33 protein-coding genes and 2 pseudogenes are annotated in these 22,851 nt (G+C 68.0%); 34 read left to right on the top strand and 1 reads right to left on the bottom strand.

Going from position 1 to position 22,851, the window contains the following annotated elements:
* Window positions 1–191 precede the first annotated feature (191 nt).
* The 33 genes and pseudogenes from BQ9890_RS08450 to BQ9890_RS08285 all read left to right on the top strand — a co-directional run bounded on the left by BQ9890_RS08450 (window position 192) and on the right by BQ9890_RS08285 (window position 20,097).
* Window positions 192–1,187: a class C sortase gene (locus BQ9890_RS08450; protein ID WP_195907650.1), complete on the top strand. Its 996-nt coding sequence runs from the start codon at window positions 192–194 to the stop codon at window positions 1,185–1,187.
* An 808-nt stretch (window positions 1,188–1,995) separates the two neighbouring features.
* Window positions 1,996–2,304, top strand: a complete 309-nt coding sequence (rpsJ, locus tag BQ9890_RS08445; protein WP_043536173.1) for a 30S ribosomal protein S10 — start codon at window positions 1,996–1,998, stop codon at window positions 2,302–2,304.
* Between the two features lie 11 nt (window positions 2,305–2,315).
* The gene (gene rplC, locus BQ9890_RS08440; RefSeq protein ID WP_075890803.1) at window positions 2,316–2,984 is read left to right on the top strand and encodes a 50S ribosomal protein L3; all 669 of its coding nucleotides are present in this window, start codon (window positions 2,316–2,318) and stop codon (window positions 2,982–2,984) included.
* A 2-nt stretch (window positions 2,985–2,986) separates the two neighbouring features.
* Complete coding sequence (rplD, locus tag BQ9890_RS08435; RefSeq protein WP_075890801.1) at window positions 2,987–3,631, top strand: 50S ribosomal protein L4; 645 nt, start codon at window positions 2,987–2,989, stop codon at window positions 3,629–3,631.
* On the top strand, window positions 3,628–3,933 hold the full coding sequence (gene rplW, locus BQ9890_RS08430) for a 50S ribosomal protein L23 (protein WP_075890799.1): 306 nt from the start codon (window positions 3,628–3,630) through the stop codon (window positions 3,931–3,933). Before rplD ends, rplW begins: the two co-directional genes overlap by 4 nt.
* 27 nt (window positions 3,934–3,960) lie before the next feature.
* A complete protein-coding gene (gene rplB / locus BQ9890_RS08425) occupies window positions 3,961–4,797 on the top strand; it encodes a 50S ribosomal protein L2 (RefSeq protein WP_075890797.1) in 837 nt (278 codons plus the stop codon).
* Between the two features lie 15 nt (window positions 4,798–4,812).
* A complete protein-coding gene (rpsS, locus tag BQ9890_RS08420) occupies window positions 4,813–5,094 on the top strand; it encodes a 30S ribosomal protein S19 (protein WP_043536186.1) in 282 nt (93 codons plus the stop codon).
* A 30-nt stretch (window positions 5,095–5,124) separates the two neighbouring features.
* A complete protein-coding gene (rplV, locus tag BQ9890_RS08415) occupies window positions 5,125–5,496 on the top strand; it encodes a 50S ribosomal protein L22 (RefSeq protein ID WP_075890795.1) in 372 nt (123 codons plus the stop codon).
* A complete protein-coding gene (gene rpsC, locus BQ9890_RS08410) occupies window positions 5,496–6,302 on the top strand; it encodes a 30S ribosomal protein S3 (protein WP_075890793.1) in 807 nt (268 codons plus the stop codon). Before rplV ends, rpsC begins: the two co-directional genes overlap by 1 nt.
* A gap of 5 nt (window positions 6,303–6,307) precedes the next feature.
* Window positions 6,308–6,727 carry a 50S ribosomal protein L16 gene (rplP, locus tag BQ9890_RS08405; RefSeq protein ID WP_075890791.1) on the top strand — a complete coding sequence of 140 codons (420 nt, stop codon included), beginning with the start codon at window positions 6,308–6,310 and terminating at the stop codon, window positions 6,725–6,727.
* On the top strand, window positions 6,727–6,960 hold the full coding sequence (rpmC, locus tag BQ9890_RS08400; protein WP_075890789.1) for a 50S ribosomal protein L29: 234 nt from the start codon (window positions 6,727–6,729) through the stop codon (window positions 6,958–6,960). Before rplP ends, rpmC begins: the two co-directional genes overlap by 1 nt.
* The gene (gene rpsQ, locus BQ9890_RS08395; RefSeq protein ID WP_407638901.1) at window positions 6,957–7,241 is read left to right on the top strand and encodes a 30S ribosomal protein S17; all 285 of its coding nucleotides are present in this window, start codon (window positions 6,957–6,959) and stop codon (window positions 7,239–7,241) included. Before rpmC ends, rpsQ begins: the two co-directional genes overlap by 4 nt.
* 97 nt (window positions 7,242–7,338) lie before the next feature.
* The gene (gene rplN / locus BQ9890_RS08390; protein ID WP_075890785.1) at window positions 7,339–7,707 is read left to right on the top strand and encodes a 50S ribosomal protein L14; all 369 of its coding nucleotides are present in this window, start codon (window positions 7,339–7,341) and stop codon (window positions 7,705–7,707) included.
* Entirely contained in the window at window positions 7,707–8,141 is a 435-nt protein-coding gene (gene rplX, locus BQ9890_RS08385; RefSeq protein ID WP_075890783.1) for a 50S ribosomal protein L24, read from the top strand. The genes rplN and rplX overlap by 1 nt, the downstream gene beginning before the upstream one ends.
* A 2-nt stretch (window positions 8,142–8,143) precedes the next feature.
* The gene (rplE, locus tag BQ9890_RS08380; RefSeq protein WP_075890781.1) at window positions 8,144–8,689 is read left to right on the top strand and encodes a 50S ribosomal protein L5; all 546 of its coding nucleotides are present in this window, start codon (window positions 8,144–8,146) and stop codon (window positions 8,687–8,689) included.
* A gap of 4 nt (window positions 8,690–8,693) precedes the next feature.
* Window positions 8,694–8,879: a type Z 30S ribosomal protein S14 gene (locus tag BQ9890_RS08375; protein WP_075890779.1), complete on the top strand. Its 186-nt coding sequence runs from the start codon at window positions 8,694–8,696 to the stop codon at window positions 8,877–8,879.
* 65 nt (window positions 8,880–8,944) lie between these two features.
* Entirely contained in the window at window positions 8,945–9,343 is a 399-nt protein-coding gene (rpsH, locus tag BQ9890_RS08370) for a 30S ribosomal protein S8 (protein ID WP_075890777.1), read from the top strand.
* Between the two features lie 15 nt (window positions 9,344–9,358).
* On the top strand, window positions 9,359–9,895 hold the full coding sequence (gene rplF / locus BQ9890_RS08365) for a 50S ribosomal protein L6 (RefSeq protein WP_075890775.1): 537 nt from the start codon (window positions 9,359–9,361) through the stop codon (window positions 9,893–9,895).
* Window positions 9,895–10,266: a 50S ribosomal protein L18 gene (gene rplR / locus BQ9890_RS08360; RefSeq protein ID WP_075890773.1), complete on the top strand. Its 372-nt coding sequence runs from the start codon at window positions 9,895–9,897 to the stop codon at window positions 10,264–10,266. Before rplF ends, rplR begins: the two co-directional genes overlap by 1 nt.
* A 28-nt stretch (window positions 10,267–10,294) precedes the next feature.
* On the top strand, window positions 10,295–10,999 hold the full coding sequence (rpsE, locus tag BQ9890_RS08355) for a 30S ribosomal protein S5 (protein WP_075890771.1): 705 nt from the start codon (window positions 10,295–10,297) through the stop codon (window positions 10,997–10,999).
* A complete protein-coding gene (gene rpmD / locus BQ9890_RS08350) occupies window positions 10,999–11,181 on the top strand; it encodes a 50S ribosomal protein L30 (protein ID WP_075890769.1) in 183 nt (60 codons plus the stop codon). The genes rpsE and rpmD overlap by 1 nt, the downstream gene beginning before the upstream one ends.
* A gap of 2 nt (window positions 11,182–11,183) precedes the next feature.
* Window positions 11,184–11,672, top strand: a complete 489-nt coding sequence (rplO, locus tag BQ9890_RS08345) for a 50S ribosomal protein L15 (RefSeq protein WP_075890767.1) — start codon at window positions 11,184–11,186, stop codon at window positions 11,670–11,672.
* 193 nt (window positions 11,673–11,865) lie between these two features.
* Complete coding sequence (secY, locus tag BQ9890_RS08340) at window positions 11,866–13,158, top strand: preprotein translocase subunit SecY (protein ID WP_075890765.1); 1,293 nt, start codon at window positions 11,866–11,868, stop codon at window positions 13,156–13,158.
* Window positions 13,155–13,718: pseudogene (locus tag BQ9890_RS08335) on the top strand (adenylate kinase); the annotation flags it as partial. The gene secY and the pseudogene BQ9890_RS08335, both read left to right, overlap by 4 nt.
* Window positions 13,719–13,837: 119 nt before the next feature.
* Complete coding sequence (gene map / locus BQ9890_RS08330; RefSeq protein WP_075890763.1) at window positions 13,838–14,683, top strand: type I methionyl aminopeptidase; 846 nt, start codon at window positions 13,838–13,840, stop codon at window positions 14,681–14,683.
* A gap of 477 nt (window positions 14,684–15,160) precedes the next feature.
* Window positions 15,161–15,382, top strand: coding sequence for a translation initiation factor IF-1 (infA, locus tag BQ9890_RS08325; protein WP_043536217.1), 222 nt, complete (start codon window positions 15,161–15,163; stop codon window positions 15,380–15,382).
* 44 nt (window positions 15,383–15,426) lie between these two features.
* A complete protein-coding gene (gene rpmJ, locus BQ9890_RS08320) occupies window positions 15,427–15,540 on the top strand; it encodes a 50S ribosomal protein L36 (RefSeq protein WP_003790577.1) in 114 nt (37 codons plus the stop codon).
* A 145-nt stretch (window positions 15,541–15,685) separates the two neighbouring features.
* Window positions 15,686–16,063 carry a 30S ribosomal protein S13 gene (rpsM, locus tag BQ9890_RS08315; protein ID WP_075892932.1) on the top strand — a complete coding sequence of 126 codons (378 nt, stop codon included), beginning with the start codon at window positions 15,686–15,688 and terminating at the stop codon, window positions 16,061–16,063.
* A gap of 57 nt (window positions 16,064–16,120) precedes the next feature.
* The gene (gene rpsK / locus BQ9890_RS08310) at window positions 16,121–16,531 is read left to right on the top strand and encodes a 30S ribosomal protein S11 (RefSeq protein ID WP_075890761.1); all 411 of its coding nucleotides are present in this window, start codon (window positions 16,121–16,123) and stop codon (window positions 16,529–16,531) included.
* 154 nt (window positions 16,532–16,685) lie between these two features.
* Window positions 16,686–17,687 carry a DNA-directed RNA polymerase subunit alpha gene (locus BQ9890_RS08305; RefSeq protein ID WP_075890759.1) on the top strand — a complete coding sequence of 334 codons (1,002 nt, stop codon included), beginning with the start codon at window positions 16,686–16,688 and terminating at the stop codon, window positions 17,685–17,687.
* Window positions 17,688–17,732: 45 nt separating this feature from the next.
* A pseudogene (rplQ, locus tag BQ9890_RS08300) lies at window positions 17,733–18,323 on the top strand (50S ribosomal protein L17); the annotation flags it as partial.
* Window positions 18,324–19,187: 864 nt separating this feature from the next.
* Window positions 19,188–19,604 (top strand): IS5 family transposase, encoded by a 417-nt coding sequence (locus BQ9890_RS16905; protein WP_075890300.1) that lies wholly within the window; start codon window positions 19,188–19,190, stop codon window positions 19,602–19,604.
* Complete coding sequence (locus BQ9890_RS08285) at window positions 19,498–20,097, top strand: IS5 family transposase (protein WP_078062235.1); 600 nt, start codon at window positions 19,498–19,500, stop codon at window positions 20,095–20,097. The genes BQ9890_RS16905 and BQ9890_RS08285 overlap by 107 nt, the downstream gene beginning before the upstream one ends.
* A 599-nt stretch (window positions 20,098–20,696) precedes the next feature.
* On the opposite strand, the gene BQ9890_RS14850 is transcribed toward BQ9890_RS08285, so the two are convergent.
* Entirely contained in the window at window positions 20,697–21,752 is a 1,056-nt protein-coding gene (locus BQ9890_RS14850; protein ID WP_143226286.1) for an endonuclease domain-containing protein, read from the bottom strand.
* A 239-nt stretch (window positions 21,753–21,991) separates the two neighbouring features.
* Between BQ9890_RS14850 and BQ9890_RS08275 the strand changes: the two genes are divergently transcribed.
* Window positions 21,992–22,741, top strand: coding sequence for an ROK family protein (locus tag BQ9890_RS08275; protein ID WP_075890755.1), 750 nt, complete (start codon window positions 21,992–21,994; stop codon window positions 22,739–22,741).
* The last annotated feature ends 110 nt before the right edge of the window (window positions 22,742–22,851 follow it).

Genomic DNA, 22,851 nt, shown 5'->3' with positions numbered 1-22,851 from the left:
TTGCGCAGAGCACAGGCTACCCGGCGTGACCGTGCCTGAACGGTCCGAATGAGAACAGCAGGTGTGGCGGGGAGGTCAACACCTCCCCGCCACACCTGTGTCATGCACCAGGAGAGTCACTGTGGTGCAGCTCCCGGAGCCGCCCTCGTGGGCCTCAGGGGCGGAACCGCACCTCGAGAATCGGAGAACACATGGCCACCAGCGCGGCACCGAGACATGCGGCGAGGCGCGCACCAGCCCACAGGACCGGCATTGCGCAGGGTGGGTGGCGGTTCCCGGTGCTGGCATTCGTCGCGGGGCTTGCCGCATGGCTCGGCATGTGCGTCGCGCTCTATCCGACGGTGGCCAGCTGGTTCTCCCAGTACAACCAGTCCCAACTCGTCACCAACTACTCGACCGAGGTCGCCGCGGGCATCAGTCCCTCGGCCGCGGAGCAACTGGAGCAGGCCCATGAGTACAACGACGCGCTCAACGCGGGCGCCCTGCTGGAGGCCGACCACCGTCTTCCCACAGGGGATGGCACTTCCACCAACGAGGACCTGAAGTACAACGCGCTCCTGACCGCGGACACCACCGGCATGATGGCGCGCATCAAGATCCCCTCCATCGACGTCGACCTGCCCGTCTACCACGGGACCTCGGACGAGACGCTGGCCAGGGGCATCGGACACCTGGAGGGAACCTCCCTCCCCGTGGGTGGCGCTGGCACCCACGCGGTTCTGACCGGACACCGTGGCCTGGCCACCGCCACACTCTTCACCAACCTCAACAAGGTGAAGATCGGCGACACCTTCACCATCGAGGTCCTTGACCAAGTCCTCACCTACAGGGTCTACGACACCAAGGTCGTCGATCCTGACCAGACCGAGTCACTGCTCCCCGTGGAGGGCAAGGACCTGGTCACCCTGGTCACCTGCACCCCGCTCGGTATCAACTCCCAGCGCATCCTGGTCACAGGGGAGCGGATCACTCCGACACCCCAGGAGGACGTCGACGCCGCAGGTGCTCCGCCGGACATCCCCGGCTTCCCGTGGTGGGCCGTGGCACTGGCGGGCGGCACTGTGCTGGTGGGGGTGTACATCTGGCGTTCCGGCTACCCGCCCAAGGCGAAGGTGAAGGCTGCGGGCGTGGGCGCAGGCGGGGTGGGCGACGCAGACGCGACGGGCACACCTGGTTCCGAAGGCTGAGGGCTCCGGGGAGCACTCACGGTCGACTTCAGGGGGCTGTGGGGCCCGGTTCGGGGTGGAATGGCCCGTGAGGTCGCCTGTGGATGTTCGGGGGGGACACTGGTGGTCGACTTCAGGGGGTGCTGGCGGGCGATCTGGGGTGGATTGGGCTGTGAGGTCGACTGTGGATGCGCCCGGGGACACTGGCGGTCGACTTCAGGGGGTGCTGGGGCGCAAACCGGGCTCGAACCGCCTGTGAGGTCGACTCCGGATGTCCGAGGAGGCATTCAGCGTCGACTTCCCGTGCGGATGTTCCCCGGGGGTGTTCGTGCCGGCCGATCCGGCACACCCGCCGCATCTCACACGCATCTCACACCCCGGAGACTTCGCGACACGCCCGAGTGGGGGGTAGGGTGGACAACCGGTGCCGGAGGTGGGGTGCGCGAGCACGCCACCGAAGGACGGGGGAGACCCCGGTACGTCGCCCAGGTCCTGACGGGACCGAGCCCACTCGGGCCCGGGTCCTCATCGGACCGGAGATGGCGCATCCGAGGTCGTGCCCGCGTCCTGTCGGCGGATTCACATGGGTCCTCAGGTCTCCTGACTTGAAGTGGCTGGTGCGTTTCTGCCAGACTGGTGCGGTTGCCCCGCGCAGGCGGGGCCGATCCAGAAACTCTCTGGGCCGGGCGAAATGCCCTGGTTCTTTGGACAAGACAACGGTCCACCTCCCGGACAGTAGGGGGGAACCGCGGAAGAGTGTGCCTCGCGCAAGCGACACGCCCGAATGCGGGGACCGGTGACGAAGCTGTACGAGAAGAGGTATGACGGCATGGCGGGACAGAAGATCCGCATCCGGCTCAAGTCCTATGACCACGAGGTCATCGACAGCTCCGCGCGCAGGATTGTGGAAACCGTGCAGCGCGCGGGTGCCACAGTCGTGGGCCCGGTGCCGCTGCCGACCGAGAAGAACGTGTTCGTCGTCATTCGGTCGCCCCACAAGTACAAGGACAGCCGCGAGCAGTTCGAGATGCGCACACACAAGCGGCTCATCGACATCATCGACCCGACGCCGAAGGCCGTCGATTCGCTCATGCGTCTCGACCTGCCCGCGGACGTCAACATCGAGATCAAGCTCTGAGGACATCTGCAATGACAACTGACACCAAGCAGCAGGCGGCGGCGCCCGTGAAGGCGCTGCTCGGCCGCAAGCTCGGCATGACCCAGGTCTGGGATGCCGAGGGGCACCTCGTGCCGCTGACTGTCGTGCAGGTGGGCACCAACGTCGTGACGCAGGTGCGCACCGAGGACACGGACGGCTACACCGCCGTGCAGCTCGGCTTCGGCGAGATCGACGCCCGCAAGGTGACCAAGCCGCTGGCTGGTCACTTCGACAAGGCCGGGGTCTCCCCGCGCCGCCACCTCACCGAGGTCCGCACCTCCGACACCGATGCCTTCGAGCTCGGCCAGGAGCTGGACGCGGCGATCTTCGAGGCCGGCCAGAAGGTCGACGTCTCGGGCAACACCAAGGGCAAGGGTTTCGCGGGCGTCATGAAGCGCCACGGTTTCCGCGGCGACAGCGCCTCCCACGGTGCCCACCGCAACCACCGCAAGCCCGGCTCCATCGGCGCGTGCGCGACCCCCGGTCGCATCTTCAAGGGCCAGCGCATGGCCGGCCGCATGGGCAACGCCCGCCGAACCATCCAGAACCTGACGATCCAGGCCGTGGACACCGAGAAGGGGCTGCTGCTCATCAGCGGCGCCATCCCGGGACCCAAGAACGGCGTCGTCCTGGTTCGCTCCTCCGTGAAGGGTGCGTGATCATGTCCGACGCTCGTACCGTTGACGTCCTGGACGTCGCAGGCAAGAAGGTCGGCACCGCCGATCTCCCTGCCTCGGTCTTCGACGCTCCGACGAACATCCCGCTGATCCACCAGGTCGTCGTCGCCCAGCTCGCGGCTGCCCGCCAGGGCACGCACGCGACCAAGACGCGTGCCGATGTCTCCGGTGGCGGCAAGAAGCCCTACCGCCAGAAGGGCACGGGCAACGCCCGTCAGGGCTCCATCCGCGCCCCCCAGTACAACGGTGGTGGCACGGTCCACGGCCCGCAGCCCCGCGACTACTCGCAGCGGACCCCCAAGAAGATGAAGGTCGGGGCACTCCGCGGTGCCCTGTCGGACCGCGCCCGCAACGGCCGCGTCCACGTCGTCACTGCCCTGTTCGAGGGCGAGAAGCCCTCCACCAAGGCGGCCAAGGCCACCCTGCGTTCCCTCGTCGAGGACCGTCGCGCCCTCGTCGTGCTGGAGCGTTCGGATGCACTCGCCGCACTGAGCCTGCGCAACCTGCAGGAGGCACACGTCCTGTGGGCCGACCAGCTGAACACCTACGACGTGCTCGACCACGATGACGTCGTGTTCACCGAGGGCTCCCTGGCGACCTTCCTCGGCACCAAGGAGGAGACCAAGTGAGCACCATCGAGGCGGGCAAGAACCCCCGCGACATCATCCTCAAGCCCGTCGTCACCGAGAAGTCCTCGGCGCTGATGGACCAGGGCAAGTACACCTTCGAGGTGGACCCCCGGGCCACGAAGACCGAGATCAAGATTGCCGTGGAGAAGATCTTCGGCGTCAAGGTCGGAGCGGTCGCGACCCAGAACCGCAAGGGCAAGGTCTACCGCACCCGCGACGGCATCGGTAAGCGCAAGGACGTCAAGCGGGCCATCATCACCGTCCGCGAAGGCACCATCGACATCTTCGGCGAGCAGGCCTGAGGCCCGCTGGAGAGGTAGAGGAACATCATGGGAATCCGCAAGTACAAGCCCACGACGCCCGGTCGTCGTGGCGCCAGCGTGTCCGACTTCGTCGAGATCACGCGCTCCGAGCCCGAGAAGTCGCTGGTGCGCCCGCTGCACAAGACCGGTGGCCGCAACGCCAACGGTCGTGTGACCTCGCGTCACCGCGGCGGCGGGCACAAGCGTGCCTACCGCGTCATCGACTTCCGTCGTCATGACAAGGACGGCGTGCCGGCCAAGGTCGCACACATCGAGTACGACCCGAACCGCACCGCCCGCATCGCCCTCCTGCACTACGCAGACGGCGACAAGCGCTACATCCTGGCCCCCGCCAAGCTCAACCAGGGTGACCGCATCGAGGCCGGTCCCGCTGCCGACATCAAGCCCGGCAACTGCCTGCCCCTGCGCAACATCCCGCTGGGCACCGTCGTCCACGCCGTCGAGCTCCAGCCCGGCGGCGGGGCCAAGATCGCCCGCTCCGCCGGTTCCTCGGTGCAGCTGGTCGCCAAGGAGGGCCGCTTCGCACAGCTGCGCATGCCCTCCGGGGAGATCCGCAACGTCGAGATCACCTGCCGCGCGACGATCGGCGAGGTCGGCAACGCCGACCACTCCAACATCAACTGGGGCAAGGCCGGTCGCATGCGCTGGAAGGGCAAGCGTCCCCACGTCCGTGGTGTCGTCATGAACCCGGTGGACCACCCGCACGGCGGTGGCGAGGGCAAGACGTCCGGTGGACGTCACCCCGTCAGCCCGTGGGGTCAGCCCGAGGGCCGTACCCGTCGTCCGAACAAGGCCAGCGACAAGCTCATCGTGCGTCGTCGCCGGACCGGCAAGAAGCGCTGATAGGGAGCTGGAACAATGCCGCGCAGTTTGAAGAAGGGCCCGTTCGTCGACGACCACCTGCTCAAGAAGGTCGACGCCGCCAACGACACCGGCTCGAAGAGTGTCATCAAGACCTGGTCACGTCGCTCGGTCATCACCCCGGACTTCCTGGGTCTGACCTTCGCCGTCCACGACGGCCGCAAGCACGTCCCCGTGTTCGTCACGGAGGCCATGGTGGGCCACAAGCTCGGAGAGTTCGCTCCCACGCGGACCTTCCGCAGCCACGACAAGGACGACCGCAAGGGGCGTCGGCGCTGAGCCGGCCCTGAGGAAGAAGAGGCAGATTTCATGGAAGCCAAGGCGCAGGCGCGTTATGTTCGCGTCACGCCCCAGAAGGCTCGCCGTGTCGTGAACGAGGTTCGCGACAAGGCCGCCCTGGAGGCCGCCGACATTCTGCGGTTCGCCCCGCAGGCCGTTGCTACCGATGTCCGCAAGGTGCTGCTCAGCGCCGTGGCCAACTCCAAGGTCAAGGCCGAGCTCGCCGGGGAGACCTTCGACGAGGCGGACCTCCGTGTCCTGGAGGCCTACGTCGACGAGGGCCCGACGATGAAGCGGTTCCGCCCGCGTGCCCAGGGGCGCGCCGGCCGGATCCTCAAGCGCTCCAGCCACATCACCATCGTGGTGGGCACCAAGGACGACAAGAAGAAGGGAGACCTGTAATGGGACAGAAGGTCAACCCCACCGGGTTCCGACTGGGAATCACCACCGACCACCGGTCCCACTGGTTCTCCGACTCCACGACCAAGGGTCAGCGTTACGCCGACTACGTGGCCGAGGACGTGGCCATCCGCAAGACGCTCTCCGAGAGCCTCGAGCGCGCCGGGATCTCCAAGGTCGACATCGAGCGCACCCGTGACCGCGTGCGCGTGGACCTCCACACCGCCCGCCCGGGCATCGTCATCGGGCGTCGCGGGGCCGAGGCGGACCGTCTCCGCCAGAGCCTGGAGAAGCTCACGGGCAAGCAGGTCCAGCTGAACATCCTCGAGGTCAAGAACCCCGACATGGATGCCCAGCTCGTGGCCCAGGGCATCGCCGAGCAGCTCGCTGCCCGCGTGTCCTTCCGCCGCGCGATGCGCAAGGGCATCCAGTCCGCCCAGCGCGCCGGTGCCAAGGGCATCCGCGTGCAGGTGGCCGGCCGCCTGGGCGGCGCCGAGATGAGCCGCTCCGAGTTCTACCGCGAGGGACGCGTGCCGCTGCACACGCTGCGCGCCAACATCGACTACGGCCTCCACGAGGCCCGCACCACCTTCGGACGCATCGGCGTCAAGGTGTGGATCTACAAGGGTGACATCACCGAGCGCGAGTACGCCCGCCAGCAGGCGGAGCAGCAGACGCGCGGTGGCGGACGTCGCGGCGAGCGCCGTGGCGGCCCGCGCCGTGGTGGTCGTCCCCAGGACAACGCCCAGCCGCAGCAGCAGGCCCCCGAGGCCCAGCCCGCGGCTGCTGAGACCGGAACGGAGGCCTGAGCCCGATGCTCGTTCCCCGGCGGACCAAGTACCGCAAGCAGCACCGTCCGCACCGCACCGGTGCGGCCTCGGGTGGAACCGAACTGGCGTTCGGTGACTACGGGATCCAGGCCCTTGAGGGCGCCTACGTCACCAACCGCCAGATCGAGGCGGCCCGTATCGCCATGACCCGTCACGTCAAGCGCGGTGGCAAGGTGTGGATCAACATCTTCCCCGACCGCCCGCTGACCAAGAAGCCCGCCGAGACCCGCATGGGTTCCGGAAAGGGTGCCGTGGAGTGGTGGGTCGCCCCCGTCAAGCCCGGACGCATCATGTTCGAGTTGGGTGGCGTCACCGAGGACCTGGCCCGTGAGGCCATGCGCCGCGCCCAGCACAAGCTTCCGATGAAGACCCGTTTCGTGGTCCGAGAGGGTGGTGACATCTGATGGCAGAGAAGGGACTCACCACCGCCGACCTCGACGCCATGGACGACGCCCAGCTGTCCAAGGAGCTGGAGAAGTCGAAGGCCGAGCTGTTCAACCTCCGCTTCTCCCAGGCCGTGGGCTCCCTGGAGGACCACGGCCGGATGAAGACCGTGCGTCGTGACATCGCCCGCATCTACACCATCGCGCGCGAGCGGGAGCTTGGCTTCCGCACCGCCCCGAGCACCGAGGAGTGAGTCGAGTGTCCGAGAGCACCGACCAGGACGTGCGCAACGACCGCAAGGTCCGTCGCGGGTACGTCACCAGCGACAAGATGGACAAGACCGTCGTCGTCGAGATCGAGGACCGCGTCAAGCACGCCCTCTACGGCAAGGTCATGCGCAAGAGCAAGAAGGTCAAGGTGCACGACGAGGCCAACGAGTGCCACGTCGGGGACCTGGTCCTCATCATGGAGACCCGGCCGCTGTCCGCCACGAAGCGCTGGCGGGTCGTGGAGATCCTCGAAAAGGCGAAGTGACCTTCGTCCACCAGACCATCATCCGTTCGGCCAGGCTCGGCCGGTGGGGGAACACCCACCGAGCTGAGAACCGGCTCGACGACAGGAGTCACACAAAATGATCCAGCAGGAGTCGCGACTGAAGGTCGCCGACAACACAGGTGCCAAGGAGATCCTGACCATCCGTGTTCTCGGTGGCTCGGGTCGGCGCTACGCGGGAATCGGCGACACGATCGTCGCGACCGTGAAGGACGCCATCCCCGGCGGCAACGTCAAGAAGGGTGAGGTCGTCAAGGCGGTCATCGTGCGCACGCGCAAGGAGACCCGTCGTGCCGACGGTTCCTACATCCGTTTCGACGAGAACGCGGCCGTCATCCTCAAGAGCGATGGCGAGCCCCGTGGAACGCGCATCTTCGGCCCCGTGGGCCGCGAGCTGCGCGACAAGAAGTTCATGCGAATCGTCTCTCTCGCCCCGGAGGTGATCTGATGGCAGCGAAGATCCGCAAGGGTGACCTGGTCGAGGTCGTCCGTGGACGCACATCGGACGACAAGAAGCTGGCGGAGCGCAACGCGCGCCGCCAGGAGGAGGGGCTCGAGCCCCTCAAGCCCGGCGACAAGGGCAAGCAGGGTCGCGTCATCAAGGTCTTTCCCGCTGAGGAGAAGGTCCTCGTCGAGGGCGTGAACCTCAAGACCCGCCACGTGCGCCAGGGCCAGACCCAGGGTTCCACCGGCGGCATCGAGACCGTCGAGGCACCCATCTCGCTGTCGAAGATCGCCCTGGTCGATCCCGACACCAAGCAGCGCGTGCGCGTCGGTTTCCGCGAGGACACCGTCGAGCGCGACGGTCGCACCCGCACCGTCCGGGTCCGCGTGACCCGTGGCGGCGCAGCGCGCGGCATCGAGCAGGGCAAGGAGATCTGAGCATGGCCCCGCGTCTCAAGGAGAAGTACCAGTCCGAGGTCCGCCAGGCCCTGCGCGACGAGTTCAAGCACGGCAACGTCATGGAGGTCGGCGGTCTGGTCAAGATCGTCGTCAACATGGGTGTCGGCGAGGCCGCCCGCGACCACAAGGCACTCGAGGGCGCCATCCACGACCTCACGCTGATCACCGGCCAGAAGCCCGTGACCACGAAGGCCAAGAAGTCCATCGCGCAGTTCAAGCTGCGTGAGGGCCAGGCCATCGGTGCCCACGTCACGCTGCGTGGCGACCGCATGTGGGAGTTCCTCGACAGGCTGCTCTCCACCGCGCTGCCCCGTATCCGTGACTTCCGTGGACTCTCCCCGAAGCAGTTCGACGGCAACGGGAACTACACGTTCGGCCTCACCGAGCAGTCCATGTTCCACGAGATCGACCAGGACTCCATCGACCGCGTCCGCGGCATGGACATCACGGTCGTCACCTCGGCCACCACGGATGCGGAGGGCCGCGCCCTCCTGCGTCACCTCGGCTTCCCCTTCAAGGAGGACTGACCACATGGCCAAGACGTCCCTCAAGATCAAGGCCGCGCGCACCCCGAAGTTCGCCGTGCGCGGCTACACCCGGTGCAACCGGTGCGGTCGCCCGCGCTCGGTGTACCGCAAGTTCGGACTCTGCCGCGTGTGCCTGCGTGAACTCGCCCTCAAGGGCGAACTCCCCGGCATCACCAAGAGCAGCTGGTAATCACTACGTCGTAGGTCCCGGGTCCGCCCGGCGGAAACCGCGACGAGGAAGGGGATAAGTCCCCCATGACAATGACTGATCCGATTGCAGACATGCTGACGCGTCTGCGCAACGCGAACTCGGCGCACCACGACACGGTCTCCATGCCGTCGTCGAAGCTGAAGGTCGCGATTGCCGGCATGCTGGTCGAGGAAGGCTACATCGCCTCCACCTCGGTCGAGGATGCCCGCGTCGGGCAGACGCTCACGCTGACCCTCAAGTACGGCTCGCACCGCGAGCGTGCCATCGAGGGCCTGCAGCGCGTCTCCAAGCCCGGTCTGCGCGTGTATGCAAAGTCCACCAACCTGCCCAAGGTCCACGGCGGCCTGGGCGTGGCGATTCTGTCCACGTCCTCCGGCCTGCTGACGGACCGCCAGGCGGCCGACAAGGGCGTGGGCGGGGAAGTCCTCGCCTACGTCTGGTGATGAGGAGCCTGAACGATGTCGCGTATTGGTAGGAATCCCATCACCATCCCCTCGAACGTCGAGGTCACGGTTGACGGCTCGACCGTCACGGTCAAGGGCCCCAAGGGCCAGCTGACCCACTCGGTCGCAGCCCCCCTCACGGTGGACGTGGCCGACGGCCAGGTCCAGGTGTCGCGTCCCGATGACGAGCGCTCCTCGCGTTCGCTCCACGGCCTGACCCGCACCCTGATCGCCAACATGATCACCGGCGTCACCGAGGGCTACAAGAAGCAGCTCGAGATCACCGGAACCGGCTACCGCGTGGTCCCCAAGGGCAAGGGCATGGAGTTCTCCCTGGGCTTCTCCCACACGGTCCCCGTCGAGCCCCCCGAGGGCATCGAGTTCACCGTCGACTCCCAGACCAAGTTCACGGTCGCGGGCATCGACAAGCAGCTGGTCGGCGAGACCGCCGCGAGGATCCGCAAGCTCAAGAAGCCGGAGCCCTACAAGGGCAAGGGCATCCACTACGTGGGCGAGAACATCCGCCGCAAGGTCGGAAAGGCTGGTAAGTGATGGCGTACAGCGTCAAGGGCAAGGGCAAGGTCGTCGCGCGCAAGCGTCGTCACCAGCGCCTGCGCAAGAAGGTCGCCGGCTCCGCCGAGCGCCCCCGCCTGGTCGTCACCCGTTCCAACCGCCACATGGTGGCCCAGCTCGTGGACGACAACGCCGGTCACACCCTGGTCTCGGCCTCGACGATGGAGGATGACATCCTCGCGTCCGAGGGCACCAAGGTCGACAAGGCCCGCCGCGTGGGCACCCTGGTCGCCGAGCGCGCCAAGGCTGCCGGCATCGAGGCAGTGGTCTTCGACCGCGGCGGCAACAAGTACCACGGCCGCGTCGCGGCTGTCGCGGAGGCCGCCCGCGAGGGTGGACTCGAGCTGTGATGGCGACTGAGGAAAGAGAGAGCATCTGATGGCTGCACCGCAGCGAGGCAGGACGGGTGGTCAGGGCGGCCCCGAGCGCAGCGAGCGCGACGGCGAGCGTCGTGACCGTCGCGGGGGTGGACGCGGGGACCGCCGCGACAACCGTCGCAACGAGGACAAGAACCAGTACATCGAGCGCGTCGTCACGATCAACCGCGTCTCCAAGGTCGTCAAGGGTGGACGTCGGTTCTCCTTCACGGCACTGGTGGTCGTGGGCGACGGCGAGGGCACAGTGGGCGTCGGCTACGGCAAGGCCAAGGAGGTCCCCATGGCCATCGCCAAGGGGGTCGAGGAGGCCAAGAAGAGCTTCTTCCGCGTCCCCATGGTCCGCCGCACCATCACCCACCTGGTGCAGGGCAGCGACGCCGCCGGCGTCGTGCTGCTGCGCCCGGCCTCACCCGGTACCGGCGTCATCGCCGGCGGCCCGGTGCGCGCCGTGCTCGAGGCGGCCGGTGTCCAGGACGTGCTGACCAAGTCCCTGGGCTCCAGCAACTCGATCAACATCGTGCACGCCACCGTGGACGCCCTCAAGCAGCTGGAGCAGCCGGAGGCCGTCGCGGCCCGCCGTGGGCTCCCGCTGGAGCGCGTCGCACCGGCTTCCATGCTGCGTGCCCGCGCCGAGGGCGAGGCCGAGGCCCGCGCCAAGGCGGAGGACGCCGAGGCCACCAAGGCCGCCACAGGGGTGAGCGAGTGATGTCGAACCTCAGGATCACGCTGGTCAAGTCCACGATCGGCGCGAAGCAGAACATGAAGGACACGCTGCGCACCCTCGGGCTGCGCAAGATCGGCCAGGACGTCGTGCGTGAGGACAGTGACGCCATCCGCGGCGCAGTCCTCACGGTGCGCCACCTGGTCACCGTTGAGGAGGTCGACTGACCATGGCGGACTCCACGTCCAAGAAGGACAAGGCCACGACCGAGAAGGTCCAGGTCCTCAAGCTCCACCACCTCCGTCCGGCGCCCGGCGCCAAGACGGCGAAGACCCGCGTGGGTCGTGGTGAGGCATCCAAGGGCAAGACCGCCGGTCGCGGCACCAAGGGCACCAAGGCCCGTTACCAGGTCCCGGCGCGTTTCGAGGGCGGCCAGATGCCGCTGCACATGCGCCTCCCGAAGCTGCGCGGGTTCAAGAACCCGTTCCGCGTCGAGTACCAGGTCGTCAACCTCGGGAAGCTCCAGGAGCTGTTCCCCGAGGGCGGCAAGGTCACCGTCGAGGACCTCGTCGCACGCTCCGCAGTGCGGGCGGGACACCCCGTCAAGCTGCTGGGCTCGGGCGACGTGACCTCGAAGTTCGAGGTCGAGGTCGACTCCTGGTCGGCCTCCGCCGAGGAGAAGGTCACGAAGGCCGGCGGCACCGTCACGGTGCGCTGACCCGACAGGGAGGGGGTGGTCCGGGAGTTCCCCGGACCACCCCCTTTCGCCACGCCCCCCGCGCGACGGTCCACGAGCGGGAGGGGGCCGCCCTCGTCAATGGGTGGCATGCAAGGACCCCAGACGTTCTCGGGTAGGCTGTCCGAGGTCGCCACCACCCCCGTCCGGGGGCCATCACACAGAGGAGGAAGCCGTGTTCAGCGCGTTCGCACAGGCATTCCGCACCCCCGACCTCCGTCGGAAGCTCCTGTTCACCCTCATGATCATGGGGTTCTTCCGGATGGGGTCGTTCATCCCCACACCCGGGGTCGACTCCGTCGCGATCGGGCAGTGCCTGGCGCAGCAGGACCAGGCGTCGCTGCTGGACCTGGTGAACCTCTTCTCCGGTGGCGCACTCATGCAGCTGTCGATCTTCGCGCTGGGCATCATGCCCTACATCACGGCCTCGATCATCATCCAGTTGCTGCGCGTGGTCATCCCGCGCTTCGACGACCTCCACAAGGAGGGCCAGACCGGGCAGTCGACGCTGACGCAGTACACACGTTACCTGACGATCTTCCTGGGCGTCCTGCAGTCGACCACCATGATCTCCCTGGCGCGCTCGGGCCAGCTGTTCCCGGGCTGCACGGCCGACATCATCTCCGACCGCTCGGTGACCGGCTTCCTCATCATGCTCATCGTCATGACGGCGGGCACCGCGGTCATCATGTGGCTGGGCGAGCTCATCACCGAGCGCGGCATCGGCAACGGCATGTCCCTGCTGATCTTCACCTCCATCACCGCCACACTGCCGGCGCACCTGTTCTCCATCGGCCAGGGTGGCGGCTGGGGCAAGGTCGCCGTCATCGTGCTGATCATCCTGGTGATCGCGATCGCGGTCGTCTTCGTCGAGCAGTCCCAGCGTCGCATCCCCGTCCAGTACGCCAAGCGCATGGTCGGGCGGCGCCAGTACGGCGGCTCCACCACCTACATCCCGCTGAAGATCAACATGTCGGGCGTCATCCCCGTGATCTTCGCGTCCTCGCTGCTCGCCCTGCCGCCGATGGTGGCGCAGTTCGGTGACCAGACGGAGGGCTGGGTCCAGTGGATCTCCGCCAACTTCAACCACCAGTCGGCGCCCTACCTGGCGATCTACTCGGTGCTGATCCTCTTCTTCGCGTTCTTCTACACCTCGATCACCTTCAACCCTGACGAGGTCGCGGACAACATGAAGCGCTACGGCGGTTTCATCCCCGGCTACCGCGCCGGGCGACCCACCGCCGAGTTCCTGCGCTTCGTCATCAACCGGATCACGACCGCCGGTGCGCTGTACCTGGTGATCGTGGCCCTGCTGCCCTCCCTGCTGATGATTCCCCTCAACCTGTCCAACACCCAGCTGCCCTTCGGCGGCACCACGCTGCTGATCATCGTCGGCGTCGGCCTGCAGACGGTCAAGGAGATCAACACCCAGCTCCAGCAACACCACTACGAAGGATTCCTGCGATGACCACCATCGTCCTGCTCGGCCCCCCCGGAGCCGGCAAGGGTACCCAGGCCGCCCGCATCTCCCAGCGCCTCGGGATCCCCGCCATCTCCACCGGCGAGATCTTCCGCGCCAACATCACCGAGAACACCGAGCTGGGCCAGCTGGCCAAGTCCTACATCGACCGCGGGGAGTTCGTCCCCGACACGGTCACGGACCCCATGGTGAGCGCACGACTCGCAGCGCCCGACACCGCTCCCGGATTCCTGCTGGACGGCTACCCGCGCACCCTCGACCAGGCACACGCCCTGCGTGACATGCTCGCGGACCTGGGACGCACGCTGGACGTCGTCCTGGAGATCGAGGTCGACGAGGACGAGGTCGTGGCCCGCATGCTGCGACGTGCCGACGAGCAGCACCGCGCGGACGACACCGAGCCCGTCATGCGTCACCGCCTCGAGGTCTACCACGCCCAGACGGAGCCGATGGCCACCTACTACGCCGACCAGGACCTCCTGGAGGTCGTGGACGGCACGGGCACCGTGGACGAGGTCTCCGAGCGCATCTTCGCCATCATCGACTCCGCGGTCGCCGCGGGGGAGGGGTACGAGGAGCCCCACGTCGACGAGTGGGCTGCTGCCCACCCCGAGGGCGAGGGCGAGTGCTGCGGCGCCGAGTCGAACCCCGAGGAGCACTGAGAGCGGTGTCGCGCATCCAGCTCAAGACCCGGGAGCAGGTCCGCCACATGCGTCGCGCCGGCCTGGTCGTGGCCGACATCCATCGCGCGCTGCGCGAGGCGGCCGTGCCCGGTGTCACGACGCGTTCCCTGGACGAGGTCTCCGCGCAGGTGATCTCCTCCCACGGGGCGAAGTCGAACTTCCTGGGGTACTACGGCTACCCGGCCACCGTGTGCATCTCCGTCAACGACACCGTCGTGCACGGGATTCCGGACGACCGGGTCCTGGAGGCGGGGGACATCGTCAGCTTCGACTGCGGTGCCTACCTGGAGGTCGAGGGCCGCCAGTGGCACGGGGACGCCGCCTTCACCATGATCATCGGTGGCGACGAGGCGGGCACCGAGCGTCGGCGCCAGCTCAACGCCGTGACCGAGGAGTCCATGTGGGCGGCGCTGGCCGCACTGGCATCCGCCCGACGCCTGTCCGCGGTGGGGGACGCCGTGGAGAGGGTCGTCGAGGAGCACGCCCTGCGTGACGGCTGGGAGGCCGGGATCATCGAGGACTACACCGGCCACGGCATCGGCACCGCCATGCACCAGGAGCCGGACGTGCTCAACTACCGGGCGCGCGGGATCTCACCGCGGCTGCGCCCGGGAATGGTCCTGGCCGTGGAACCCATGCTGGTCACCGGCGACATCGAGAACGTGACCCTGGGCGACGACTGGACGGTGAAGACCCTGGACGGCGGCGACGCCGCGCACTGGGAGCACACCATCGCCCTGCTGGAGGACGGCGTGAGCGTGTTGACGGCCCCCGACTCCGGCGCGGCAGGCCTGGCGCCCTACGGCGTGACGCCTGTCAGTCTGGACTGACGGGGTCGGTAGGCGGGGCCGAACGCGGACCAGGTCCTGCGTCGAGATCCACGGTCGGTGGTGAGATCCACGGCCCACGGCGAGATCCACGGCCCACGGCGAGATCCACGGCCCACGGCGAGATCCACGCGCAGAACCCGGTATCCCGACCCGGAGCGTGGATCTCAGCGCGGACCCGGTGTCCCAACCGGGACCGGACCGGGCACAGCGCCTCCGGTGTCCAGCTGGGCTGCACCGACCCGGCATGTCCCGGGACACGCCCTCGTCAATGCGTCGTCACCGCGACGGAGCCCGCCGGGCCCGCGCCCGTGAGGGACCTGACACGCCCTGCGCTACCGGGATCAGCGCCGATGCCGTACAGTGGACAGTCGGGCGTGCGCGCCTGCACACCCATGCGCAAGTATTGGGCGTCGGTGCGTTCCCGCCACGGTCCCCGGACCGTGGACCCATCCATATTGCAGAGGTTAGACGGAGGACATGGCGAAGAAGGACGGCGTCATCGAGATCGAGGGCACGGTTGTCGAGGCCCTGCCGAATGCGATGTTCCGCGTGGAGCTGGGCAACGGGCACGTCGTGCTCGCCCACATCTCCGGCAAGATGCGGCAGCACTACATCCGCATCCTGCCTGAGGACCGCGTCGTGGTCGAGCTCAGCCCGTACGACCTCACCAGGGGTCGCATCGTCTACCGCTACAAGTAAGCCGACACGAGACTGCCGCGTCCGCGCGGCGGAGGTAAACACCCATGAAGGTCAAGCCGAGTGTCAAGAAGATCTGTGACAAGTGCAAGGTGATTCGTCGCCACGGCAACGTCATGGTGATCTGCGACAATCCGCGACACAAGCAGCGCCAGGGCTGAGCCCCGCACTGCAGCAGCACCTCGGGCGACAGCTCGACAGCACACCACCAGCCGCGCTCGCGCGGGACCCCCGGTTCGGAGGCCGGGGCCGGACGACAGTCCGGATGGCGGTGTGACGGCCTCCGAGAACCACTGGAGCAACAAGATGGCACGTATTGCCGGCGTCGACCTCCCCCGCGAGAAGCGGCTCGAGATCGCGCTCACCTACATCTACGGAGTCGGACGCACCCGCGCCGCGGAGACCCTTGAGGCCACCGGCGTGAGCCCTGACGTCCGGGTCAAGGACGCGACCGAAGAGGACATGGTCAAGCTCCGCGACTACATCGAAGGCAACTACAAGGTCGAGGGCGACCTGCGCCGTGAGGTGCAGGCAGACATCCGCCGCAAGATCGAGATCGGTTCCTACCAGGGCCTGCGCCACCGTCGTGGCCTGCCCGTCCACGGTCAGCGCACCAAGACGAACGCTCGCACCCGCAAGGGTCCCAAGCGCACCGTCGCGGGCAAGAAGAAGGCCGCGAAGTAACGGACAAGTCCGGGGGCCCCGAGCCCCGGCGCATCGACCCAGAAGGAACTGAAACACATGGCAGCCAAGACCACCCGCTCCGCCTCCGCGGCACGCAAGCCGCGTCGCAAGGAGCGCAAGAACGTCACGCACGGCAACGCGTACATCAAGTCCACGTTCAACAACACGATCGTCTCCATCACCGACCCCACCGGGGCCGTCCTCGCCTGGGCCTCCTCCGGCCAGGTGGGCTTCAAGGGCTCCCGCAAGTCCACCCCCTTCGCCGCACAGCTGGCCGCCGAGGCCGCCGCGCGTCGCGCCCAGGAGCACGGGGTCAAGAAGGTCGACGTCTTCGTCAAGGGTCCCGGCTCCGGCCGTGAGACCGCGATCCGCTCCCTCGGGGCCGCCGGCCTCGAGGTCGGGTCCATCCAGGACGTCACTCCCCAGGCGCACAACGGCGCCCGTCCCCCCAAGCGCCGTCGCGTCTGAGAGCGTGCGAGGGGTGTGCCAGCACCCCCACGTCTGAGTGGGTCGGGGCACGTCGTGCCCGACGTCGCCCCGCCCACCCATCACCCCCTGTCCCGCGCGAGCGGGAACCCTATCCGGCGTCATATGGCGGTCGCCGGGAAGAAAGGACCAAGACGTGCTCATTGCAGAGCGACCCATCCTGACCGAGGAGAAGGTCAGCGACTTCCGCTCCCGCTTCACCCTCGAGCCCCTCGAGCCCGGCTTCGGCTACACGCTGGGGAACTCCCTGCGTCGGACGCTGCTCTCCTCGATCCCCGGGGCTGCAGTCACCTCGATCCGCATCGACGGTGTGCCCCACGAGTTCCGCACCATCGAAGGGGTCAAGGAGGATGTCGCAGAGATCATCCTCAACATCAAGCAGATCGTCCTCTCCTCGGAGAACGACGAGCCGGTGGTCATGTACCTGCGCAAGGCGGGCCCCGGGCCCGTCGTCGCCGGTGACATCACCCCGCCCGCAGGCGTCGAGGTCCACAACCCCGATCTGCACATGGCGACCCTGAACGAGAAGGGCAAGCTCGAGATCGAGCTGACGGTCGAGCGTGGCCGCGGCTACGTCTCCGCCGCCCAGAACAAGGATCCCCAGGCGGAGATCTCCCGCATCCCGATCGACTCGATCTACTCGCCCGTCCTCAAGGTGACCTACAAGGTCGAGGCGACCCGTGTCGAGCAGCGCACCGACTTCGACCGCCTCGTCATCGACGTGGAGACCAAGCCGGCCATCAGCCCGCGTGACGCCCTGGCCTCGGCCGGCAAGACGCTGGTGGAGCTGTTCGGGCTCATGCGTGAGCTCAACGAGGAGGCGGAGGGCATCGAGGTCGGTCCCTCGACCACGGACGCGACCCTGGCCGCGGACCTCGCCCTGCCGATCGAGAACCTCAACCTGCAGTCGCGTTCCTACAACGCGCTGCGTCGTCGGGGCATCCTCACCGTCGGCGAGCTCGTGGCCCACTCCGAGGCCGACCTGCTCGACATCCGCAACTTCGGGACCAAGTCCATCGAGGAGATCAAGGAGGCCCTCGCGGCCCTCGGCATGACCCTCAAGGACTCGGCGCTGCCCTCGGGCCCCGACGACGAGGACTCGGGTTCCATCCAGTTCAGCGACGACCAGTCCTTCTGACCCGGCCCGTCGTACTCAGTCACTTCACATTCCGTAGGAGACACAATGCCCACCCCCAAGAAGGGCGCCCGTCTGGGTGGTAGCCCGGCCCACCAGAAGCTGATCCTGGCGAACCTGTCCACGCAGCTCATCGAGCACCGCGCGATCACCACGACCGAGGCCAAGGCGAAGACCCTGCAGCCCTTCGTCGAGAAGCTGATCACCAAGGCCCGTCGCGGCGACATGCACGCCCGTCGCACCGTGGCCAAGACCCTGCCCAGCAAGGACGCGGTCTACGAGCTGTTCGACGTCATCGCCCCCGCGATCGACCCCGAGCGTGCAGGCGGCTACACCCGCCTCACCCGCGTCGGGAACCGCAAGGGCGACAACGCGCCGATGATGCGCATCGAGCTCGTCCTGGAGAAGGTCGAGAAGAAGGCCGTCGTCTCCGTCGCCGACCGCACCGCCGCCAAGGCTGCGCGCGAGGAGTCCGAGGACAACGCCGCCGCTGCCGAGGCCGCCGAGGCCGAGGTCGCCGCTGACGAGCGTGCCGAGGAGGCCCGCGAGACCGGCGACCTGGCCAAGGCCAACGAGGCCGACGAGCTGGCCGCGGAGGCCGGCAAGGAGGTCGACGCCGCCGAGGAGGCTGAGGCCGAGACCGAGACCGCCGAGACCGAGGCCGAGGCGTCAGTCGTGGCCGAGGACGCCGAGAAGTCCGCCGAGGCCGCCTTCGAGCGTGCCGAGGAGGCCCGCGAGGTCGGCGACCTGGCCAAGGCCAACGAGGCTGACGAGGTTGCAGAGGCCGCCGGCGAGGCAGCCACCGCGGCCGAGGAGGCCGAGGAGAAGTGATCTGACCCCGCCCTCCGACGAGGGCGGGACCGGTTGGGGGCCGGGTGCGACGTGATCGTCGCACCCGGCCCCTTCTCTGTTCCCTGTGATGGTGGGTGAACGCGCCGCGCCGCCATTGTGCTGTGGTGTGCCGGCACCACTCCGACTGCGAACCGTGGTGNCCGGCGACCTGGCCAAGTCCAACGAGGCCGACGAGCTGGCCGCGGAGGCCGGCAAGGAGGTCGACGCCGCCGAGGAGGCTGAGGCCGAGACCGAGACCGCCGAGACCGAGGCCGAGGCGTCAGTCGTGGCCGAGGACGCCGAGAAGTCCGCCGAGGCCGCCTTCGAGCGTGCCGAGGAGGCCCGCGAGGTCGGCGACCTGGCCAAGGCCAACGAGGCTGACGAGGTTGCAGAGGCCGCCGGCGAGGCAGCCACCGCGGCCGAGGAGGCCGAGGAGAAGTGATCTGACCCCGCCCTCCGACGAGGGCGGGACCGGTTGGGGGCCGGGTGCGACGTGATCGTCGCACCCGGCCCCTTCTCTGTTCCCTGTGATGGTGGGTGAACGCGCCGCGCCGCCATTGTGCTGTGGTGTGCCGGCACCACTCCGACTGCGAACCGTGGTGCGCCGACACCGCGGCAACAGCTAGGGCGTGTCTCCTATATGTGGAGTTCGGCTTGCCCGATACTGGCCAGGTGAGTGAGTTGACCCGGTTTGAGGCCTTGACGGATGAGCAGTGGGCGGTGGTGGAGCCGCTCCTGCCGTCCAACGAGGGCAGGAAGGGCCGCCCGTTCACCAACAACCGGAGGATCGTCAACGGGATCATCTACCGGTATCGCACGGGGATCCCGTGGCGGGACCTACCTCGGGAGCAGTACGGGCCGTGGCAGACGGTGTGGAAGAGGCATCGCTCGTATGCACGCCGAGGCGTGTGGGACCATGTGCTCTCCCACGTCATCTCCCAGGCGGACACGCGAGGTGAGGTGGACTGGGCGGTCAGCATCGATGCGACGATCAATCGCGCTCACCAGCACGCCACCAACACCAAACGCCCCGAGCAGGACACAGGGGGCGCGATCGAACTACAAGAAATCTCCCACCGGGGAGGATGAACCCGCAGGTCACGGCGTTGGTCGGTCCCGAGGCGGGTTGACCACGAAGATCCACCAGGTCGTGGACGGACACGGCCTCCCACTCGCCATGGTGGTCACTGGCGGGCAACGCAACGATGGCGTGATGCTCAAGGACACCCTGGAAGACATCTATGTTCCTCGGCCTACCGGCAGGCCTCGCACCACACCCGAGGTGGTCTTGGCGGATCGCGGGTACACCTCAGGTGTGAACCGCCGCTACCTGCGTGCCCGCCACATCAAGATGGTGATCCCCCAGAAGAAGAACGAGATCGCCGCCCGCCAGAAGAAGGGCTCCCAGGGCGGCAGACCACCTGGCCTCGATGTGGAGGCCTACAAGGGCCGCAACGTGGTCGAGCGGTCCTTCAACAGCGTCAAGCAATGGCGGGGACTGGCCACCAGATACGACAAGCTCGCCACCACCTACCGCTCAGCCACAGTCCTCCACGCCATCCTCCAATGGCTCAAGACATAGGAGACATGGCCTAGCTGTGGGGGCCCGCCTCGCGCCCACCGTGTGCTGTGGTGTGCCGACATCGCGCCAACCGGGCGCCCTGGTGCCGGCGTGCCGCTCCGGCTGCGTGCTGCACCGTGGGGCTTCAGGACTCGGCCGCTGGAGCTGTCGGACAGGTGCCCGCTGTCAGCGCGACAAGAGCTGGTTCCGGCGAGATTCAGTGATCGGTGCCGTCGCTGCTGGCACACGTCACTGAATGTCGTCGGCCCCTGGAGGCCTCTTCGGTCACGTGGAAGATCGGAATGCCCTGTGAACTGCGGCGATAGAGCTGGTCCGGCGTGCGGCTCCGGGGGGCCGTGTCCTCTTGCCTTGAGATTCAGTGACCGGTGCCGTCGCTGCTGCCACGGGTCACTGAATGTCAGCGGCTCCGGAGCTCACTTCGGTGAGGTGGCGAGCGGGAATGCCCTTTGAGCTGGAATGATGCAGCCAGCCTGGAACGCGGTTCCGGAGGACCGAGTCCACTGCCGTGAGATTCAGTGATCGGTGCCCCCGCCGCTGGCACACGTCACTGAATGTGCCGACGCAGGGACAGTCAGTTCGTGTGCGGTCCGGCCACGGTCTCAGCGGTCGACGTCGGGGACGCCCAGCCGGGACAGGCGCTCCCGGACAGTTGCCACCACCCGTTCCGGGTCCGCCAGGTCCGACCACAGGAATCGGATGAAGACGATGCCGAGCTCCTCGATCTCCTGCTGGCGGCGGTCCCGCGCGAGGTATGCCTCGTGGATCTGGTGATCGCCCGACCCGTACTTGGCGAGCCCGTCGAACTCGATGGCCAGGAGGAGCCCGGGGACTCCGATGTCGACGAAGTAGATCCTCCTTCCGCACACGGTCCTGACCTGCGTCTTCAGGCCGGGAATGCCAGCGGACCGCAGGATCCACAGCAGGCGGGCCTCGCCGACGGACTCACAGCCGGCGTCGCTGAGGGTGAGAACGCGCCGGGCGCGCACCCGACCGGCAGCGGTCGGGGGTGACCCTTCCAGGGTGGAGAGGAGGTCGGCACGGACCTCTTCCTCCCGGACCCTGCACACCTCCTGCGTACGCCGGTCGAAGTGGGACAACTCGGTGAGGGCAGCGGATGCAATGGTGAAACCCTGTTCCTCCGGCAGGGACATGGCAGCGGTGAGCGCGGTGGCTTCCAGGGACAGGACTGCTGTCCCGTCGATCAGCCGCACGCTGTCAGGTGGGATCCACCGATGGTGGTGGATGACCCGGCATTCGGGGATCGGGGCGAGACCGGGCACACGGATGCCGGGCAGGCGACGGGCAAGGGTGCTCGGTCTCCAGGGGTGCCAGAGGTGGATGTCGCCGGAGGGTGCGTACCGACGCAGTCCGTGAACGAGTGCGGCGCTCTCCCCATGGATGACGGAACCGGGCCCGGAACGGTGCGACACTGCCCTGGTCCGGGCCATGTCGACGGCCTCACGTTGTGCCCACGGTCCGTCGAGCCCGGCGAGGTAGTGCAGGTCGAGGTAGACGCCTCGGTCAATGCGGAGGAGTCCCGATGCGTCATCACTGACACCGGGAACCCGGGACCGGGACACCGACCGGATCCTGTTGTCCCGGGTGCTCAGGACGATGTGGCGTCCGACGTCCCTCCATGTCGGCATCTGTTCCATGGCGTGCATCCCCCGTCCGGTGGTCGCTGGAACGTTGGCAGTCGCGTCATGCCACTGTGCCGAGGCGGACGGAGGTCGGCCATGTCCGCACGCCCCACCTGTGGAGGGACGCGGACAGGTTCCAGCACCTGTGGACGCGCGTGGTCGTCGACCAGGCCTCTCGCCACCGGGCCTCTCGCCACCGGGCGTTCCGTCACCGGGCGTCCGGCCAGGTCCCGCCCGGCCACTAGGCTGGGGCCATGTCCGAGGAGATGACCCTGGCCGTGGACTGCGGCGGTGGGGGGATCAAGGCGTCCGTCGTCGACGAGGGCGGGACCCTCACCGCACCCGCACGGAGGACCCCCACGCCCTATCCGCTGCCACCCGAACTCCTGGTGCGCACCGTCGTGGACCTGGCGGCGGCGCTGCCCGATGCGACGCGCGTGACCATGGGGATGCCCGGCATGATCCGGCACGGTGTCGTCATCGCGACGCCGCACTACATCACCAAGGAGGGGCCGCGTTCGCGCATCGTCCCCGAACTGGTCGAGGCCTGGGCGCACTTCGACATGCGGCGCGCCATCGCCGATGCACTGGGCCTGCCCACGCTGGTGCTCAATGACGCCGAGGTCGCCGGGGCCGGGGTCATCGCGGGCAAGGGCCTGGAGATGATCATCACCCTGGGCACCGGTCTGGGGAACTCGGTCTTCGACGCCGGACATCTCGCACCCCACGTCGAGGTGTCCCAGGGCTTCGTGCGCTGGGGCCTCACCTACGACGACTACATCGGCGAGCACGAGCGTCTCCGCCTGGGTGATGCCCACTGGTCCCGGCGGGTCCGGCGGGTGGTCGAGGGGCTCCGCCCCATGTACATGTGGGACCGCCTCTACCTCGGGGGCGGGAACTCCAAGCGCATCACGACCACCAACCGCCAACGCATGGGCGAGGACGTGGTGATCGTCCCCAATGACGCCGGGATCATCGGCGGGGTGCGCGCGTGGGCCCTGTGACCTCCCCGGCCGGAGCCGTCGGCTCCGGAGATGGGGCAGGTCCGGCGACGGGCGCCCGTCACGGCAGGGGGCCGCAGGAGGAGTCGGGGCACCGGGACGACAGGACGGGA

The sequence above is a fragment of the Actinomyces provencensis genome (genome assembly GCF_900155435.1).
GTDB classification, from domain to species: domain Bacteria; phylum Actinomycetota; class Actinomycetes; order Actinomycetales; family Actinomycetaceae; genus Pauljensenia; species Pauljensenia provencensis.
This window is presented reverse-complemented; position numbering and strand designations above follow the sequence as displayed.

Coding starts and splice junctions, on each gene's coding strand:
- rpsH (WP_075890777.1), top strand. CDS start 8,945: ATGACAATGACTGATCCGATTGCAGACATGCTGACGCGTCTGCGCAAC.
- BQ9890_RS08375 (WP_075890779.1), top strand. CDS start 8,694: ATGGCCAAGACGTCCCTCAAGATCAAGGCCGCGCGCACCCCGAAGTTC.
- rplX (WP_075890783.1), top strand. CDS start 7,707: ATGGCAGCGAAGATCCGCAAGGGTGACCTGGTCGAGGTCGTCCGTGGA.
- rplB (WP_075890797.1), top strand. CDS start 3,961: ATGGGAATCCGCAAGTACAAGCCCACGACGCCCGGTCGTCGTGGCGCC.
- BQ9890_RS08275 (WP_075890755.1), top strand. CDS start 21,992: ATGTCCGAGGAGATGACCCTGGCCGTGGACTGCGGCGGTGGGGGGATC.
- rplP (WP_075890791.1), top strand. CDS start 6,308: ATGCTCGTTCCCCGGCGGACCAAGTACCGCAAGCAGCACCGTCCGCAC.
- rplE (WP_075890781.1), top strand. CDS start 8,144: ATGGCCCCGCGTCTCAAGGAGAAGTACCAGTCCGAGGTCCGCCAGGCC.
- rplC (WP_075890803.1), top strand. CDS start 2,316: ATGACAACTGACACCAAGCAGCAGGCGGCGGCGCCCGTGAAGGCGCTG.
- BQ9890_RS08450 (WP_195907650.1), top strand. CDS start 192: ATGGCCACCAGCGCGGCACCGAGACATGCGGCGAGGCGCGCACCAGCC.
- rplN (WP_075890785.1), top strand. CDS start 7,339: ATGATCCAGCAGGAGTCGCGACTGAAGGTCGCCGACAACACAGGTGCC.
- rpmC (WP_075890789.1), top strand. CDS start 6,727: ATGGCAGAGAAGGGACTCACCACCGCCGACCTCGACGCCATGGACGAC.
- rpsC (WP_075890793.1), top strand. CDS start 5,496: ATGGGACAGAAGGTCAACCCCACCGGGTTCCGACTGGGAATCACCACC.
- rpsM (WP_075892932.1), top strand. CDS start 15,686: ATGGCACGTATTGCCGGCGTCGACCTCCCCCGCGAGAAGCGGCTCGAG.
- rpsJ (WP_043536173.1), top strand. CDS start 1,996: ATGGCGGGACAGAAGATCCGCATCCGGCTCAAGTCCTATGACCACGAG.
- BQ9890_RS08285 (WP_078062235.1), top strand. CDS start 19,498: ATGCGACGATCAATCGCGCTCACCAGCACGCCACCAACACCAAACGCC.
- rplF (WP_075890775.1), top strand. CDS start 9,359: ATGTCGCGTATTGGTAGGAATCCCATCACCATCCCCTCGAACGTCGAG.
- rplO (WP_075890767.1), top strand. CDS start 11,184: ATGGCGGACTCCACGTCCAAGAAGGACAAGGCCACGACCGAGAAGGTC.
- rplV (WP_075890795.1), top strand. CDS start 5,125: ATGGAAGCCAAGGCGCAGGCGCGTTATGTTCGCGTCACGCCCCAGAAG.
- rpsS (WP_043536186.1), top strand. CDS start 4,813: ATGCCGCGCAGTTTGAAGAAGGGCCCGTTCGTCGACGACCACCTGCTC.
- rplD (WP_075890801.1), top strand. CDS start 2,987: ATGTCCGACGCTCGTACCGTTGACGTCCTGGACGTCGCAGGCAAGAAG.
- rpmD (WP_075890769.1), top strand. CDS start 10,999: ATGTCGAACCTCAGGATCACGCTGGTCAAGTCCACGATCGGCGCGAAG.
- rplR (WP_075890773.1), top strand. CDS start 9,895: ATGGCGTACAGCGTCAAGGGCAAGGGCAAGGTCGTCGCGCGCAAGCGT.
- BQ9890_RS14850 (WP_143226286.1), bottom strand. CDS start 21,752: ATGGAACAGATGCCGACATGGAGGGACGTCGGACGCCACATCGTCCTG.
- rpsE (WP_075890771.1), top strand. CDS start 10,295: ATGGCTGCACCGCAGCGAGGCAGGACGGGTGGTCAGGGCGGCCCCGAG.
- rpmJ (WP_003790577.1), top strand. CDS start 15,427: ATGAAGGTCAAGCCGAGTGTCAAGAAGATCTGTGACAAGTGCAAGGTG.
- rpsK (WP_075890761.1), top strand. CDS start 16,121: ATGGCAGCCAAGACCACCCGCTCCGCCTCCGCGGCACGCAAGCCGCGT.
- infA (WP_043536217.1), top strand. CDS start 15,161: ATGGCGAAGAAGGACGGCGTCATCGAGATCGAGGGCACGGTTGTCGAG.